The sequence below is a fragment of the Streptomyces sp. NBC_00005 genome (genome assembly GCF_045160215.1).
Taxonomy (GTDB): domain Bacteria; phylum Actinomycetota; class Actinomycetes; order Streptomycetales; family Streptomycetaceae; genus Streptomyces.
Map to the genome: position 1 here is coordinate 4,432,889 of NZ_CP108316.1, position 14,342 is coordinate 4,447,230.

Below are 14,342 nucleotides of genomic sequence, written 5' to 3' on the forward strand. Positions count from 1 at the left end.
GTCGTCTCCATGCTCCCTCCGGACGCCACCATTTGGGAACGCCAGCGTCTCTTATTACGGCGATTTTGCCGCCGGGGTCACCTTCGGGCGGCGGTGGTCGCGTCCCGGCACAGCAGCCGCAGCGACCCGTCGCCGGCGAAGCAGCGCCGGGCCTCGTCGAAGGGGTCCCACATCCGCCCGTCCGGAGTGCGCACCCAGTGGTCGCCACCGGTCGTCCACCACTCGGCGCCGACCTGACGGACGATCACTTCACCTGCGTAGGCCCCGAAGCCGCGCAACACGCTCTCCACGGCGGCATACGGCGCCTCCTCCTGCCGTATGCCCTCGATCATCCGGTCGACGCGCCACAAACTCTGCGCCGAGTAGTCGAGGCGCAGCCGCGCCCCCTCGCGCATCGCCACGACCGCGTCCGCCGCCCACCGCACGGGCTTCGTCGCCGCGTTCGGCCTGGTCTCGTGGAAGGTAGTCACATACACAGGAGCGGGCTCGGCGGGCTTTGCGTCACGCGATTTCCGGTGGATTCCCGAGACTGGCGCAGGACCGCCCCACGGCCACCGCAGGACAGTCACAGGACTCCCGCAGGTGCGAGTTTTGCCCGGGAGTGACGCTTCGCACCTTCCGTGCGCTCCTCTCACTGATGAGTCTGTACTTCCACCTCCGCGCCATACCGCCCTCGGCCCTGCGCAACAGCGCGAACTGGCTGCAACGGCTGTTCGAGGACGACTGGAACACCGTGCGCCTACGCATCGACCGGCACCGGGAGGAGATGCTGGACAAACGGTACGTGGACCAACACGCCCTCTATACGGCGCACTCGCAGGACAAACTGCCGGCCCATGTGGTCCTGGGCGGCCTGCCGGTGAGCCACCCGCAGCCGGAACAGCCACCGTTCCTGATACTGACCTCGGCACAGGTGAACCGGGTGGCCGACTACCTCACGTCGGCCGACTTCGAGGCACTGTGGCGCCCGGCCCGCGACGGGCTGCTGTCGACGCACGGCGGCCCCGCTCTCGAACCGGAAGTACACGCCCTGTTCGCGTCGACCCACCGCGACCTGACGGCGTTCTACACACGCACGGCCGAGTACGGAGACGCGGTGGTGAAGTGGCTGCTGCGCTGAGATCTCCGGTTCATGCAGCGGCCCGTAGAGGCGGGGGGCGTTGCCGAAATGCGGCTCCGCCGCGTGGGCGGCGACCAGCCACAACGCACCCGCAGCCGCCCAACAACCCACAGCCGCACCCCCGAAGGCGCAACCGCCCTACCCGCGGAGCGACCGTGCCCGCCGCGACACCACCGCCCGCAACACCCGCCGCCCCTCGACGGACACCTCCAACGCCCGCCGCAACCCACCCGCACCATGCCCGGCGAGCACCTCGAGAACGATGATCTGCCGGCGCAACTCCGCGGCGACGAGCGGCGACATCCCCTCCGTACGACCCTCACGACGCGAGTCGACCGAGGAGACCCGGCCGGCCAGCGGGTCCAGCAACCGATGTATCTGCAGCGCAGCGACCGAGCAGGCGTCGGCCCACACCCGCACCGCGGCGGCGGACGGGTCGGCGGGCGCGGCGGCGAGCATCCGGCGGGCCAGCAGCGCGGCCTCGCCGTCGCCGGGCCCCTCGGGACCGCCGAGCTTCCCGCGCGCGTCCTGAAGCCGCTCGCCCCAGTCGTCGGCGTCGTCGGCGTCCGAGAGGCTGGCCCACAGGGGCCGCAGAATCTCGTCGTCGCCGCCCAGCAGGGGCACACATCGATCCAAACAAGCCAACCCGCTGGCGGCCAGTCCGCGTTCGTCGGCCTGAGCGATCAGTTCCACCAGGCTCATCCGTGCCTCCTTCTGCGGGTCCCTGCAAGGTCCAAGCAGGGCTCTTCCCTTACGGAGCCCGCACTTCCCCTTACTGCGTGCGACGGCTCGGGAGTGTCACAGCGGCACCACTCCCAGCCGGTCGAGCAGCCGGAAGAAGAGGTTTTCGGCCAACGGGTCGGCATCGGCGGTCAGAACGTCGAGCAACGGCCCGGCGTCGATCTCGTGTCCCGCCTCGGCGGCCCAGACGACCGCCCGGTCGGCGGCGTCACGCGGCTGAAGGAAGTAGTCGTCGAGCGTGCGCCCCTCGTTCCCGTCACCGAGGTACCCGGCCATCGCGGCCCGCGCCAGGCACGTCGTCCACGCCCCGCTCTCGGGCGCCGCCGCCTCCACGACCACCGAGGCGCTGTCCATCACGTACCCGAAGAGCGCGGGCGCCCCGGTCTGGGCGGCGAGGACGTTCATGTTCCCGAGCTCGCCGTCCCCGCTCGGGTACTCCCACACCTGCCAGCCGCCCGGCGCCTCGGCCCGCGGCTCCATGCCCTTGGCGCCCGCCAGCGCGTCGAGCTCCGCGAGCGGCCGCTCACTGCGCCCCACGACGAAATACCCCCAGTAGCCCATGTCCCGCTCCCCCACGGCTCTCGGCTTCGGCTCGCACCGAATACACCACAGTCGCACGGCCGTTCGCAGCCGTAAGCGAAGAAGCCCGGGTCCTGGGGCGCGCTCAGCCCAGACGGCCGGCCAACGCCTTGAACTGCGTCCACGAGAGCGCGGGCCGCCCGGGATCCCAGAGCTTCTGGACCGTCGCCCGCAGGGGCATCCGGATTCCGGCCGCGACCTGGTCCTGTGTCTGCGAGGTCGAGAGGTCGCACCACACGGCGAAGGTCCCGCCGAGGATCTGCCCGTTGTACTTCGACGGGACCGCCTGGGTGCCGCGCACGACGAGCGGGGTCCACTGCTCGTAGATCCGCTGCCCGGTCGGATAGACGAAGTTGTTGGGCTGCCCGAGGACGTAGTAGAGGAACTCGTCGTTGTAGTTGATGAGCTTCCGACCGGCGCTCAGATACTCCACCGGCTGCCGCGCCCCGATCTCCTTGCCGGTCCAGTACGCGACCTGCAGGTCCTTGGCGGGCTGCACCGACGTCCCCCGGAAGAAGCCGTCGTTCCACACCCGCATCGTCCGGTCCTGGGCCCGGATCGTGTCGGCACGGTCGTTCAGCCACCCGGTGGTGAGGTCGGCGACGGTCCCGCCGGACCCGTACTTGTTCCTGGCGGCGGCCGCCAGCTGCGGGTAGGACGCCTCCGGATTGGACACCGTCAGCGCCTGGTACTCGTCACCGCCGAGATTCCACTGGTTGCCCGGGATGAGGTCGGCGTACTCCTTCAGCAGGTCGTCGACGATGTCGGCGGCGGCCGGCTTGGAGATGTCGACGGCCCCACGCGTCGCCACCCCCTGCGCGTTGCGCAGCTGCAGATCGGGGTGAGCGGCGATGACGGCGCCCAGATGCCCGGGCGAGTCGATCTCGGGCACCACCGTGATGTGCCGGCTCTCGGCGAGGTCGACGATCTTCTTGATCTCGGCCTTCGTCAGATGCTGCTGGGACACGATCTCGGGATGCGAGTCGGACTCGATCCGGAATCCCTGGTCGTCGGAGAGGTGCAGCCCCAGCTCGTTGAACTTCAGGTCGCCGAGCTCCCGCACTCGGTCCTCGATCCAGGCCGCGGTGAAGTGCTTGCGCGCGATGTCCAGCATGAACCCGCGCACCGGCTTGGCCGGCTCGTCCTTCACGACCCCCTCGGGCGCGGTGCCGCCGCCGTGCACCTCCTGCTTCAGCGTGCGGGTGCCGTAGAAGACACCCGCGTCGCTCGGCCCGCTGATGTTCACGCGCCCACCGCGCACGGTCATCGCGTACGACTCCGGGTCCGCACCCTCGTCGTCGTTGAGCGCCAGCCGTACGTCCCCGGCCCGCACGTCGTCCTTCTCGCCCGCGTACGTCAGCCCCAGCTCACCGGCGATCAGACGACCCTCGTCGGCGAGGTCGGCGTCGTTCACCACCACGCGCTCGCCCCGCGCCGCACGCCAGCCGGGCCCGCGCGCCGCGGTGTGGGAGCGCACGGCGGGGATGGTCCGAGGGGCCTTCGAGAGGGCGTAGGAACGGGTCGGCTTCGGCGTCGGACTCTGGCCGCGCGAGGCGGTGGGTGCGGCCGCAGACCGGTCGACGGAGGGCTGCTGCTGCGCCGATCCCGCCGGGCTGCTGTCGTCGGCGGAGGCCCAGAACCCCAGGCCGATCCCGAGCGCGACCGTCCCGGCAAACGCGCCCGCGACGATCATGCGCCTGTGCTTCACGTTCTGCGCCGGAGGCCGACGCCTGTGCTGGCTCACATCGCCAACCTAAGTCCCTCGGGCAAGGCAAGGCGTCCACCACGCGTTCCGAAACTCTCCCCTGAGGGTGAAATTCGGGCATCCGCCGGACACCTCATGCCAATTCTCGATAACCTGACGTAACACCTCTCACAGCATCCCCTGCCGAAACCCACGTGACGCCCACACACCTTCCTGGCCGAGTCGCCGCCATACCGGCGCTGCCCGAGCAGACCCGCACTCCACCGTCCCCGACGGCACTGGAGTCCTTCAACACCGCATCCACGGACGACGCCCGGCGTCTCCTCCTCGCCTGCCTCCGCAGCCTCTGCTGGTCCCACCGCGTGGCAGACCACCGCCCGTACCCGGACCTCGAGTCCCTGCTGGCCGCATCCGACGAGGCGGCCTACGACCTGTCCCCCGCCGACCTGGCGGAAGCACTGGCAGGCGAGACATTGCCGCCCCTTCCCGACGAGACGTACGCGGTGGCCTATACGGCGCTGAGCGCGGCGCACGCGGCATACGAGGCGAAGTTCGGCCACGCCTTCGTCATCTGCCTGGACGGCCTGTCCCCGAACGAAACCCTGGACCACGCCCTGGCAGGCATCCGCAACCGCCTGACGAACGACCCGGAGGAGGAGCGGGTAGTGGCGGCAGAGGAACTCCGGCGCCTGGCGAGGCAACGGCTCGCCGAGTTCCTCAGGGGCGCGGGGCTGTAGTCGGTATGCGGCTCCGCCGCGTCGGCGCGACCGGCCCGGACGAACCCACACCCGGCACATAACAGGACACCCCATCCCAGACGCCGCCGACGCTCACCCATACGCGTGCCACTTTGATCACACCGGTAGGCCCGGCGTAAGCCCAGCGGCGGCGCATGGCTACGATGCTGGGGGCCGGTGGACCGTACCCGGCCGGGCCCGACCGACAGCACAAGCCGGCGCGGCCCCAATCCCCGCTCCCGGAGGGACTTCCGTGCCGGCTGGAACGCTGTACCGCGGCCGGGAAGGAATGTGGTCCTGGGTGGCTCATCGAGTCACCGGCGTCCTCATCTTCTTCTTCCTGTTCGTTCACGTGCTGGACACCGCTCTCGTCCGTGTCTCCCCCGAGGACTACGACAAGGTCGTAGCCACGTACAAGACCCCGCTCGTCGCCGTGCTGGAGTATGGCCTCGTCGCCGCCATCCTCTTCCACGCGCTCAACGGCCTGCGCGTCATCGCCGTCGACTTCTGGTCGAAGGGCCCGCGCTACCAGAAGCAGATGCTCTGGTCCGTCGTGGGCCTGTGGGTCGTGCTGATGCTCGGGGCGATCTACCCCGTCCTCGGCCACGCCGCTCGTGAACTGTTCGGGAGCTGAGACCGATGGCCACCACTGAAACCGCCGCGTCCGGAATCGGCCCCGTCGAGGGCGGCTCCGTCCACAACGTGGACAACCCGGCGCCCCTCATCGAGGCCCCGCGCAAGCGCACCAAGAAGACCCCGAAGTCGACCCGGGGCAACTTCGAGATGTACGGCTGGCTCTTCATGCGCCTGTCCGGCATCGTGCTGGTCGTCCTGGTCCTCGGTCACCTGCTCATCCAGCTCGTGCTGGACGGCGGTGTCTCCAAGATCGGCTTCGCCTTCGTGGCGGGCCGCTGGGCCTCGCCGTTCTGGCAGGTCTGGGACCTGCTGATGCTGTGGCTGGCGATGCTGCACGGCGCCAACGGCCTGCGCACGGTCATCAACGACTATGCGGAGCGCGCGAACACCCGGCTGTGGCTGAAGGGCCTGCTCTACACCGCCACGGTGTTCACCATCCTGCTGGGCACGCTGGTGATCTTCACCTTCGACCCGAACATCCGCTAGGCGCACGGGACTGAGGGACTGAGAGAACCACTCATGAAGATCCACAAGTACGACACAGTCATCGTCGGCGCCGGCGGCGCGGGCATGCGCGCGGCCATCGAGTCGACGAAGCGCAGCCGCACCGCGGTCCTGACCAAGCTCTACCCCACCCGCTCCCACACGGGCGCTGCGCAGGGCGGCATGGCCGCCGCGCTCGCCAACGTGGAGGAGGACAACTGGGAGTGGCACACCTTCGACACGATCAAGGGCGGTGACTACCTGGTCGACCAGGACGCCGCCGAGATCCTGGCGAAGGAGGCCATCGACTCGGTCCTCGACCTGGAGAAGATGGGCCTGCCGTTCAACCGGACGCCCAACGGGACGATCGACCAGCGCCGGTTCGGCGGTCACAGCCGCAACCACGGCGAGGCCCCGGTCCGCCGCTCCTGCTACGCGGCCGACCGCACCGGCCACATGATCCTCCAGACGCTGTACCAGAACTGCGTGAAGGAGGGCGTGGAGTTCTTCAACGAGTTCTACGTCCTCGACCAGCTGATCACCGAGGTCGACGGCGTGAAGCGCTCGGCCGGCGTGGTGGCGTACGAGCTGGCGACCGGCGAGATCCACGTCTTCCAGGCGAAGGCCGTGATCTACGCGTCCGGCGGCTGCGGCAAGTTCTTCAAGGTGACGTCCAACGCGCACACGCTGACGGGTGACGGCCAGGCGGCCGTGTACCGGCGCGGGCTGCCGCTGGAGGACATGGAGTTCTTCCAGTTCCACCCGACCGGCATCTGGCGCATGGGCATCCTGCTGACGGAGGGCGCCCGTGGTGAGGGTGGCATCCTGCGCAACAAGGACGGCGAGCGCTTCATGGAGAAGTACGCGCCGGTCATGAAGGACCTGGCGTCCCGTGACGTCGTGTCCCGCTCCATCTACACGGAGATCCGCGAGGGCCGCGGCTGCGGTCCCGAGGGCGACCACGTCTACCTGGACCTCACGCACCTTCCGCCGGAGCAGCTGGACGCCAAGCTGCCCGACATCACGGAGTTCGCGCGGACGTACCTCGGTATCGAGCCGTACACGGACCCGATCCCGATCCAGCCCACCGCGCACTACGCCATGGGCGGCATCCCGACGAACGTCGAGGGTGAGGTCCTGACCGACAACACGACGGTCGTCCCCGGCCTGTACGCCGCCGGCGAGGTGGCCTGCGTCTCGGTCCACGGCGCGAACCGTCTGGGCACCAACTCCCTGCTGGACATCAACGTGTTCGGCCGTCGGGCCGGCATCGCGGCGGCGGAGTACTCGCAGACGGCGGAGTTCGTCGAGCTGCCGGAGGACCCGGCGGAGCTGGTGGTCTCCCAGGTGGAGGCGCTGCGCTCGTCCACGGGCACCGAGCGCGTGGCGGTCCTGCGTCGCGAGCTGCAGGAGTGCATGGACGCGAACGTCATGGTGTTCCGCACGGAGCAGACGATCAAGACGGCGGTCGAGAAGATCGCGGAGCTGCGCGAGCGCTACAAGAACGTCTCGATCCAGGACAAGGGCAAGCGGTTCAACACGGACCTGCTCGAGGCCATCGAGCTCGGCAACCTCCTGGACCTCGCCGAGGTCATGGCGGTGTCGGCGCTGGCCCGCAAGGAGTCGCGCGGCGGTCACTACCGCGAGGACTACCCGAACCGCGACGACGTCAACTTCATGCGCCACACCATGGCGTACCGCGAGGTGGGCGACGACGGCACCGAGTCCATCCGTCTCGACTACAAGCCGGTCGTCCAGACCCGCTACCAGCCGATGGAGCGTAAGTACTGATGGCAACCCCTGTTCTGGACAAGAAGGACGCGGCCGGCGAGCCCGAGCCCGGCTTCGCCGACTCCCCGTACATCACGGCCACCTTCCGCATCCGCCGCTTCAACTCCGAGGTCTCGGCGGAGGCGGTCTGGGAAGACTTCCAGCTGGAGATCGACCCGAAGGAGCGCGTCCTCGACGCCCTCCACAAGATCAAGTGGGACCAGGACGGCACCCTGACCTTCCGCCGTTCCTGCGCCCACGGCATCTGCGGCTCGGACGCGATGCGGATCAACGGCAAGAACCGCCTTGCCTGCAAGACGCTGATCAAGGACCTCAACCCCGACAAGCCGATCACGGTCGAGCCCATCAAGGGCCTGACGGTCCTCAAGGACCTCGTGGTCGACATGGACCCGTTCTTCCAGGCGTACCGCGACGTCATGCCCTTCCTCATCACGAAGGACACGAACGAGCCCACGCGCGAGCGTCTGCAGACGGCCGAGGACCGCGAGCGCTTCGACGACACCACGAAGTGCATCCTCTGCGCCGCGTGCACGTCGTCCTGCCCGGTCTTCTGGAACGACGGGCAGTACTTCGGCCCGGCCGCCATCGTCAACGCGCACCGCTTCATCTTCGACAGCCGTGACGAGGCGGGCGAGCAGCGCCTGGAGATCCTCAACGACCGTGACGGCGTGTGGCGTTGCCGCACGACCTTCAACTGCACGGACGCCTGCCCGCGCGGTATCGAGGTCACGAAGGCGATCCAGGAAGTGAAGAGGGCGCTGATCACTCGGCGTTTCTGACGGCTCGTCCGAGTCCGGCAGTTGCGAGGGCCGTTCCTCCCAGTGGCGGGAGGACGGCCCTCGCTGGCAGTATGAAGCGCTGATCCGACAGCCTGATCCAATTTCGGCTGGGAAAACGGGGGACGACAGCATGACCGACCCGAATCCGTACGGTGCCAACCAGTGGGGCCCTGGTCAGCCTCCGGCGACGCCCGCACCCGGCTACGGATACCCCAACCCCGCGCCGGGGTACGGCTTTCCCCCGCAACCGGGGGCTCCGGCTCCCATGGGCGGGGCCCCGGTGCTGTCCATCGGGGACATCACGGTGATGGGCGACCAGATCGTCACGCCGGCCGGCTCCCTTCCGCTGCGCGGCGCGGTGTGGAACGCCACCGACATGTCGCACACCGAGGAGAAGATCCCGGCGTACGCCATCGTGCTCGCGGTGCTGTTCTTCGTGTTCTGCCTCCTCGGCCTGCTCTTCCTCCTGATGAAGGAGAAGACGACCACGGGGTACATCCAGGTCACCGTGACGAGCGCGGGCCGGCACCACTCGACGATGATCCCGTCCATGGGGCCGCACACCTTCCCCGCGGTCATGGGGCAGATCAACTACGCCCGGTCGCTGAGCAACATGTGAACCCCGGCTCCGCGGCGGTGACGCGTCACAGCTGACTGAGGATCGTCGGGTCCGTGATCCTCGTGTCGTCGGCCAGCATCATCGCCTTGCTGAGGATCACCGCCAGCATGCGGTCGCCCTCGTAGGGCAGGTAACCGGCCTGCGGGGCGCCCGGGTTGGACTTCGGGACGATGCACAGGTACTGGTCGTTCGGGGTCATGAGGATGTTGCCCGAGCCGAGGTGGATCCTGTACGTGTGGCGTTCGCCCTTCACGTGCAGGAAGCGGCCTTCCAGCGTGCAGCGGTCGGCTATCGCCAGCCTCGGTATCAGGCGGTCCAGGAGGGCGCGGCGCGTCTCGGCGCTCTGGCCCAGCTCGCCGAAGCCGTACGTCGTCCAGTACTCCCGGAAGCGGCCGCCCGGGCCGCCGTCCTGCCAGGTCGGGTCGTTGCCGACGCTTGCCACACCGACGAACAGGTCGACGTCGCGCAGGACTTCGGAGAGGACGAGGGGCGGGACGTCGGTGAGCGGAAGCGGGTCGACGGGGTCCGCCCCGTCCCGCAGCCACATGTGGTACTCGCCGCCGCTGCAGTGCGCCGAGTTCTCCGGGGCGTCGATCGGGTAGAAGCGGACCTGGTCGGTGCGCAGGCGGAGGTAACTGCCGGACTCCGTGGTGTCGTCGCCGTAGCCCTCGCCCTCGCCCTCGATCCAGTACTCGGCGCGCAGGCCCCACTGGGGCAGCTCCCGGGTGGCCGGGGGTGCCTCGTCGTCGACCATCAGGCGGAGTTTGTTGCGCCAGCCGCGGACGGCGGCCAGGGAGTGGAACTGGTGCTGGCGCAGGACGTGCGCCGCGAAACGGTTCGAGTACGTGCCCGTCGTGCGCTCGGCGTCCGTCAGCAGATAGACCTCGCGGTGGGCCTGCTTGAAGGGCTGCGTGATCCCGTGCCGCTCCAGCCAGTCGCGCCAGGCGACGATCTCGGCGGGTTCATGGCCGACCGGGTGCCACAGCCGGACTTCGCCGCCTTCGGTGACCGCGTCGTCGGTGAGGGTGCGCAGGGCGCCCTCCGCGTAGCCGACGGTCGTGCCGTCCACCGTCCACAGGAGCCGGCGGGCGAGGGTGCCGACCAGGGGGTGGTCGAGGTAACGCTCGCGCCAGGCGGCGTAGGACCAGGTGCGGCGGGCCAGGAACTGGCGGTCCAGGCGCTCGCTCTGCGCCGAGAGCATCTTGTCGATGTCCTTGACTGCGGCCTTGAGCTCCTTGAGCTCGTCCGGGTGGTCGCGCCGGACGGCCGCCGGCACCCCCTTCGTCGCCTTTCCCGCCGCGTTGCGCCAGCTCAACAGGCCCTTGGAGCCGTGGACTTCGAGTACGGCGGTCACCTCGCCGAGTCGATGGTGCGCGCGTCCGACCTCCGTCAGGCCGTACGCCGGCACGGCCAGCTCCTCGATCTCCTCGCGGCTGAGGCCCAGCGCCTCGGCCCGCGCGTCCAGTGCGGTGTTCAGCAGCTTGAGCGTGCCTTTGTAGGTGACGCGGGTGGCGAGGCGGGCCAGTTCGGCGAGGGCAGGCTCACTGTCGATACGGGCGAGGGCGTTGACACCGGCGTTGGCGATCTTGGGGTTCACCGGTCCGAGGCCGGGGACCTTGCGCAGGGCCGTCTCGACCAGGGCGCCGAGTGTGCGGGCGGTGTCCGGGTGGGCGGGCAGGAAGGAGAGCAGCCAGGTCAGGCCGCGCAGTGCGTCGGCGTTGTAGGGGTCGTAGGTCACGTTCGGGTCGGCGCCCCAACCCCGGTCGAGCAGGGGGCGCGTGCGGGCCCGGCCCACCAGCGGCAGCCAGGCGGTCAGCCGCTCACGCACGTCCTCGGCACCGACCGTCTCGATCAGCGCGCGTCCCGTCTGCTCCCACTTGGCGGAGGGACGGGCGGCGGTGGCGGTGGCCGCGTGGGCGAGCAGGTGCCGCCACTGCTCGCCGAGCCCGGACACCTCGTCCAGGGCGCGGTCCGCCCAGGCCTCCCCCGGGTTCAGGACGGGGTCGCTCAGCTGTCCCACCACAGCGGCCAGCTCCTTCTTGCCGTTCCACAGCGTCAGGTGCGAGCGGCGGATCACGGCGACGAACTCCCCGGGCAGCTCACGGCCGTCGGCCAGCTCCAGTTCGACGAGCCGGACCAGTTGCCCCATGTCGTAGTGCACGTCCTGCTCGCCGGCCAGGCGGATCAGCACGGAGCGCGTGTCGAGAGGCTGTCCTTCGGTCGAAGGCCGCATCTCCCGGAGGCCGGCGAGCAGGGCGACGATGCTGCGCCGCTCACGGGCACCGTGCTCCAGCTCGTGGTACCGGGCGGCGAGGGCGTGCAGCAGCCGGGCCTGGAACCCGCCGTCCGCAGCGCACAGCGCGTCGGTCACCTTGCGGTGCTCCCAGCCCCAGTGGTCGTCGATCATCTCGGCGTGCGCGAGCAGTTGGGGTACGAGGCGCTCGGTGTCCTCGGCGGCGACCAGACCGAGGATGTCGCGGACCAGCCCGGCGTATGCGGAAGGCGACGTGATCATCAGCCACCCACCAGCGGTACGAGCTTCAGGAACGTCACCTCGGTACCGAGCGGCAGCTCGATCTCCTCGGCCGGGTCGGTGATCTGGCGGTCCCCCACGAGCACCAGGAAACCGTTGCCCGCAAAGGCCTTGAGCGCCAGCTCGGTCTGCGCCTGCGGGTCCATCCGGCGGGACGTCCGCAGCGCATACCCGTTCAGCACGCGCTCCGCGTCCTCCGGCTGCACGAGCCCCTGGAACACCCCCGGCGTACGCGCGTTGTACTCGGCGACCTCCTGGAACACCCGGCGCCGGATCAACTCACCCACCGTGAGCCGCTCCTCGGCGACCTCGAGCTCCCAGCCCGCGCCCCGCTCCCCCGCAGTCGTCTCGTCGACGAACGTCACGTTTCCCATGCCGACGACAGTACGAGGCACCACTGACAATCACCGGTTCCGGCCGGTCGGGCACCTATTCTGACGGTATGTCAGATGACCAGTCGTACGAACTGCTCGGATTCGACAACGTCCTGCTGCCCGTCGGGGACCTCGGCGCGGCGGTCGACTTCTACGAACGCGCAGGGTTCGCGGTGGGCTTCCGGTTCGACGAGGCCGGGATCGCGCTGCTCAAGGTCGGGGGCGAGACGCCCGGGATCCTGCTGCGACAGGAGGACGAGCTCGGGCACCGCCCGCCGCCGTGGCCCTCCCCCCGGGTGTGGATCGAGGTGGCCGACGCCCGCACGGCGGCCGCGTCCCTGCGCGCGGCCGGCATCCCCCTGCTCGACGAACCCTTCCCCATCGCCACCGGCTGGACCGTCGAGATCGCCGACCCGTGGGGGAACGTCGTCGGATTCACGGACTACTCCAAGCGACCCGAACTCGGGCGCAGATCCTGACCATTTCAGCTCCCTGGCGGCACAGATCCTGACGTCCGCGCGCGCGTGACGTACGCCCCACCCCTTCATGTTGAACGCGTTCAAATATGGGTCTAGAGTCTCCCCTGTCAGCGTTTTGAACGCGTTCAAGAAGGGGTGGGGGCATGGACCGCACGGTCATCGCCTACGTCATCTACCTGCTGGTCAGCATCGCGCTGACCATCTGGGTGGCCCGCACGCTCAGCCGCAACGGCCGGATCTTCCTGGCCGACGTGCTGAAGGGGAACGAGAAGCTCGCCGAGGCCGTCAACCACCTCCTGGTGGTGGGCTTCTACCTCGTGAACCTCGGCTTCGTCGCCCTGTACCTGAGCGGCGACTCGACCATCGAAGACACCCGCGGGATCTTCGAGGCCCTGTCGACCAAGCTGGGCGTGGTGCTGCTGGTGCTCGGCGTGATGCACCTGGGCAACGTGTACGTCCTCAACCGGATCCGGCGGCGCGGAGTGATGGAGCGGGAGCAGGTGCCGCCGATCGCGCCCCAGGACTGGGTCGGGGCGTGAGGGAGATGCGCGCGGCCGTGGCGGACCGGACCCCGGTCCGCCGGCTCACCATCCTGTACGACGCCGAGTGCTCGCTGTGTGCCTTCCTGCGCGACTGGCTCGTACGGCAGCCGCAGCTCGTGCCGCTGGAACTCGTGGCCGCGGGATCGGAGGCGGCCAGGCAGCGCTTCCCCGGCCTCGACCACAGCGCCACCCTCGACGACATCACCGTCGTCGGCGACGCCGGGCAGGTCTACCGGTCCACCGCCGCCTGGATCGTCACCCTGTGGGCGCTGCGCGAGCACCGGCCGCTGGCCCACCGGCTCAGCACGCCGTCGGGGGCGAAGCTCGCCAAGGGGGCGGTGCTGGCGGCCGCGAAGTGGCGGGGCGCGCAGTGGGGCGGGCAGGTGTACCGCCGCACCGACGGGTGGTCGTACGACCCGCGGACGGGCTGGACGTACAACGCTCCGGGCTGCGGCAGCGGCTCCTGCGTCACCCCGTAGGCTCTCGTTCCGTGCCTGCGAAGAACGACGGCCCCGACGAGGGCGGCAACCCGAGCAAGTCCGAGCAGACCCGTGCGCTGATCCTGGAGACCGCGATGCGGTTGTTCCAGGAGCGCGGCTACGACAAGACGACGATGCGGGCCATCGCCAAGGAGGCCGGGGTCTCCGTCGGCAACGCGTACTACTACTTCGCGGGCAAGGAACATCTGATCCAGGGCTTCTACGACCGGATCGCCGCCGAGCACCGGGTGGCGGTCCGGGAGGTCCTGGACCGGGAGACCGACCTGGAGGCGCGGCTCGCGGGCGTCCTGCGGGCATGGCTGGACATCGCCACGCCCTACCACGAGTTCGCGGTGCAGTTCTTCAAGAACGCGGCCGACCCGGACAGCCCACTCAGCCCGTTCTCCCCCGAGTCGGAGCACGCGCGCGTGGAGGCCATTTCCGTCCACCGGGAGGTGCTGGCGGGCGCGACGAAGACCAAGGTGCCGGACGAACTCCGGGACGTGCTGCCCGAATTGATGTGGCTGTCCCAGATGGGGCTGGTCCTGTACTGGATCTTCGACCGCACCGAGGGGCGCGAGCGGAGCTACCGGCTGGCCGAGCGGGGCGCGCGACTGACGTCTCGCGGAGTGTCACTGGCACGGTTCCGGGTGCTGAGGCCGCTGGTGCGGGAGGTGCACGAGCTGTTCACGGACTTCTTGCCGGGGATGACCAAGGTGCTGCCCAGCCCCGGCAAGTCCTAGGC

17 protein-coding genes are annotated in these 14,342 nt (G+C 69.5%); 11 read left to right on the forward strand and 6 right to left on the reverse strand.

What is annotated here, in order from left to right:
- Window positions 1–77 precede the first annotated feature (77 nt).
- Window positions 78–470 carry a hypothetical protein gene (locus OG303_RS20240; RefSeq protein WP_405869814.1) on the reverse strand — a complete coding sequence of 131 codons (393 nt, stop codon included), beginning with the start codon at window positions 468–470 and terminating at the stop codon, window positions 78–80.
- Between the two features lie 167 nt (window positions 471–637).
- Here OG303_RS20240 and OG303_RS20245 point away from each other — a divergent pair, with 167 nt between their 5' ends.
- Window positions 638–1,120, forward strand: a complete 483-nt coding sequence (locus OG303_RS20245) for a DUF1877 family protein (protein WP_405869816.1) — start codon at window positions 638–640, stop codon at window positions 1,118–1,120.
- A gap of 138 nt (window positions 1,121–1,258) precedes the next feature.
- On the opposite strand, the gene OG303_RS20250 is transcribed toward OG303_RS20245, so the two are convergent.
- From OG303_RS20250 to OG303_RS20260, 3 genes are all read right to left on the reverse strand, one after another.
- The gene (locus OG303_RS20250; RefSeq protein WP_405869818.1) at window positions 1,259–1,822 is read right to left on the reverse strand and encodes a hypothetical protein; all 564 of its coding nucleotides are present in this window, start codon (window positions 1,820–1,822) and stop codon (window positions 1,259–1,261) included.
- A 96-nt stretch (window positions 1,823–1,918) separates the two neighbouring features.
- On the reverse strand, window positions 1,919–2,422 hold the full coding sequence (locus OG303_RS20255) for a hypothetical protein (RefSeq protein ID WP_405869820.1): 504 nt from the start codon (window positions 2,420–2,422) through the stop codon (window positions 1,919–1,921).
- A 103-nt stretch (window positions 2,423–2,525) separates the two neighbouring features.
- Window positions 2,526–4,133: a family 20 glycosylhydrolase gene (locus OG303_RS20260; protein WP_405877384.1), complete on the reverse strand. Its 1,608-nt coding sequence runs from the start codon at window positions 4,131–4,133 to the stop codon at window positions 2,526–2,528.
- A gap of 206 nt (window positions 4,134–4,339) precedes the next feature.
- On the opposite strand from OG303_RS20260, the gene OG303_RS20265 reads away from it, so the two are divergent.
- From OG303_RS20265 to OG303_RS20290, 6 genes are all read left to right on the forward strand, one after another.
- A complete protein-coding gene (locus OG303_RS20265; protein WP_405869821.1) occupies window positions 4,340–4,882 on the forward strand; it encodes a 2-oxo-4-hydroxy-4-carboxy-5-ureidoimidazoline decarboxylase in 543 nt (180 codons plus the stop codon).
- A gap of 253 nt (window positions 4,883–5,135) precedes the next feature.
- Complete coding sequence (gene sdhC / locus OG303_RS20270) at window positions 5,136–5,516, forward strand: succinate dehydrogenase, cytochrome b556 subunit (RefSeq protein ID WP_405869823.1); 381 nt, start codon at window positions 5,136–5,138, stop codon at window positions 5,514–5,516.
- Between the two features lie 5 nt (window positions 5,517–5,521).
- Window positions 5,522–6,004, forward strand: a complete 483-nt coding sequence (locus OG303_RS20275) for a succinate dehydrogenase hydrophobic membrane anchor subunit (RefSeq protein ID WP_405869825.1) — start codon at window positions 5,522–5,524, stop codon at window positions 6,002–6,004.
- Window positions 6,005–6,037: 33 nt separating this feature from the next.
- Window positions 6,038–7,792: a succinate dehydrogenase flavoprotein subunit gene (gene sdhA / locus OG303_RS20280; RefSeq protein ID WP_405869826.1), complete on the forward strand. Its 1,755-nt coding sequence runs from the start codon at window positions 6,038–6,040 to the stop codon at window positions 7,790–7,792.
- Window positions 7,792–8,571 (forward strand): succinate dehydrogenase iron-sulfur subunit, encoded by a 780-nt coding sequence (locus OG303_RS20285; RefSeq protein ID WP_405869827.1) that lies wholly within the window; start codon window positions 7,792–7,794, stop codon window positions 8,569–8,571. Before sdhA ends, OG303_RS20285 begins: the two co-directional genes overlap by 1 nt.
- Window positions 8,572–8,701: 130 nt before the next feature.
- Window positions 8,702–9,190: a hypothetical protein gene (locus OG303_RS20290; RefSeq protein WP_405869829.1), complete on the forward strand. Its 489-nt coding sequence runs from the start codon at window positions 8,702–8,704 to the stop codon at window positions 9,188–9,190.
- A 25-nt stretch (window positions 9,191–9,215) separates the two neighbouring features.
- Here the strand turns inward: OG303_RS20290 and OG303_RS20295 are convergent, their stop codons facing one another.
- Both OG303_RS20295 and OG303_RS20300 read right to left on the reverse strand, forming a co-directional pair.
- Window positions 9,216–11,705 carry a DUF4132 domain-containing protein gene (locus OG303_RS20295; protein WP_405869831.1) on the reverse strand — a complete coding sequence of 830 codons (2,490 nt, stop codon included), beginning with the start codon at window positions 11,703–11,705 and terminating at the stop codon, window positions 9,216–9,218.
- Complete coding sequence (locus OG303_RS20300) at window positions 11,705–12,097, reverse strand: hypothetical protein (RefSeq protein ID WP_405869833.1); 393 nt, start codon at window positions 12,095–12,097, stop codon at window positions 11,705–11,707. Before OG303_RS20300 ends, OG303_RS20295 begins: the two co-directional genes overlap by 1 nt.
- A gap of 68 nt (window positions 12,098–12,165) precedes the next feature.
- Here OG303_RS20300 and OG303_RS20305 point away from each other — a divergent pair, with 68 nt between their 5' ends.
- From OG303_RS20305 to OG303_RS20320, 4 genes are all read left to right on the forward strand, one after another.
- Window positions 12,166–12,576, forward strand: a complete 411-nt coding sequence (locus tag OG303_RS20305; RefSeq protein ID WP_405869834.1) for a VOC family protein — start codon at window positions 12,166–12,168, stop codon at window positions 12,574–12,576.
- 143 nt (window positions 12,577–12,719) lie between these two features.
- Entirely contained in the window at window positions 12,720–13,115 is a 396-nt protein-coding gene (locus OG303_RS20310) for a hypothetical protein (RefSeq protein WP_405869836.1), read from the forward strand.
- Between the two features lie 5 nt (window positions 13,116–13,120).
- The gene (locus OG303_RS20315) at window positions 13,121–13,597 is read left to right on the forward strand and encodes a thiol-disulfide oxidoreductase DCC family protein (protein ID WP_405877386.1); all 477 of its coding nucleotides are present in this window, start codon (window positions 13,121–13,123) and stop codon (window positions 13,595–13,597) included.
- A gap of 11 nt (window positions 13,598–13,608) precedes the next feature.
- The gene (locus tag OG303_RS20320) at window positions 13,609–14,340 is read left to right on the forward strand and encodes a TetR/AcrR family transcriptional regulator (protein ID WP_405869838.1); all 732 of its coding nucleotides are present in this window, start codon (window positions 13,609–13,611) and stop codon (window positions 14,338–14,340) included.
- Window positions 14,341–14,342: the final 2 nt, after the last annotated feature.

What these genes read in the sequence shown, in the direction of transcription:
- OG303_RS20255 (WP_405869820.1), bottom strand. Translation starts at nt 2,422, where the DNA reads ATGGGCTACTGGGGGTATTTCGTCGTGGGGCGCAGTGAGCGGCCGCTC.
- OG303_RS20250 (WP_405869818.1), bottom strand. Translation starts at nt 1,822, where the DNA reads ATGAGCCTGGTGGAACTGATCGCTCAGGCCGACGAACGCGGACTGGCC.
- sdhA (WP_405869826.1), top strand. Translation starts at nt 6,038, where the DNA reads ATGAAGATCCACAAGTACGACACAGTCATCGTCGGCGCCGGCGGCGCG.
- OG303_RS20300 (WP_405869833.1), bottom strand. Translation starts at nt 12,097, where the DNA reads ATGGGAAACGTGACGTTCGTCGACGAGACGACTGCGGGGGAGCGGGGC.
- OG303_RS20275 (WP_405869825.1), top strand. Translation starts at nt 5,522, where the DNA reads ATGGCCACCACTGAAACCGCCGCGTCCGGAATCGGCCCCGTCGAGGGC.
- OG303_RS20295 (WP_405869831.1), bottom strand. Translation starts at nt 11,705, where the DNA reads ATGATCACGTCGCCTTCCGCATACGCCGGGCTGGTCCGCGACATCCTC.
- OG303_RS20310 (WP_405869836.1), top strand. Translation starts at nt 12,720, where the DNA reads ATGGACCGCACGGTCATCGCCTACGTCATCTACCTGCTGGTCAGCATC.
- OG303_RS20260 (WP_405877384.1), bottom strand. Translation starts at nt 4,133, where the DNA reads ATGATCGTCGCGGGCGCGTTTGCCGGGACGGTCGCGCTCGGGATCGGC.
- OG303_RS20315 (WP_405877386.1), top strand. Translation starts at nt 13,121, where the DNA reads ATGCGCGCGGCCGTGGCGGACCGGACCCCGGTCCGCCGGCTCACCATC.
- OG303_RS20290 (WP_405869829.1), top strand. Translation starts at nt 8,702, where the DNA reads ATGACCGACCCGAATCCGTACGGTGCCAACCAGTGGGGCCCTGGTCAG.
- OG303_RS20285 (WP_405869827.1), top strand. Translation starts at nt 7,792, where the DNA reads ATGGCAACCCCTGTTCTGGACAAGAAGGACGCGGCCGGCGAGCCCGAG.
- OG303_RS20245 (WP_405869816.1), top strand. Translation starts at nt 638, where the DNA reads ATGAGTCTGTACTTCCACCTCCGCGCCATACCGCCCTCGGCCCTGCGC.
- OG303_RS20305 (WP_405869834.1), top strand. Translation starts at nt 12,166, where the DNA reads ATGTCAGATGACCAGTCGTACGAACTGCTCGGATTCGACAACGTCCTG.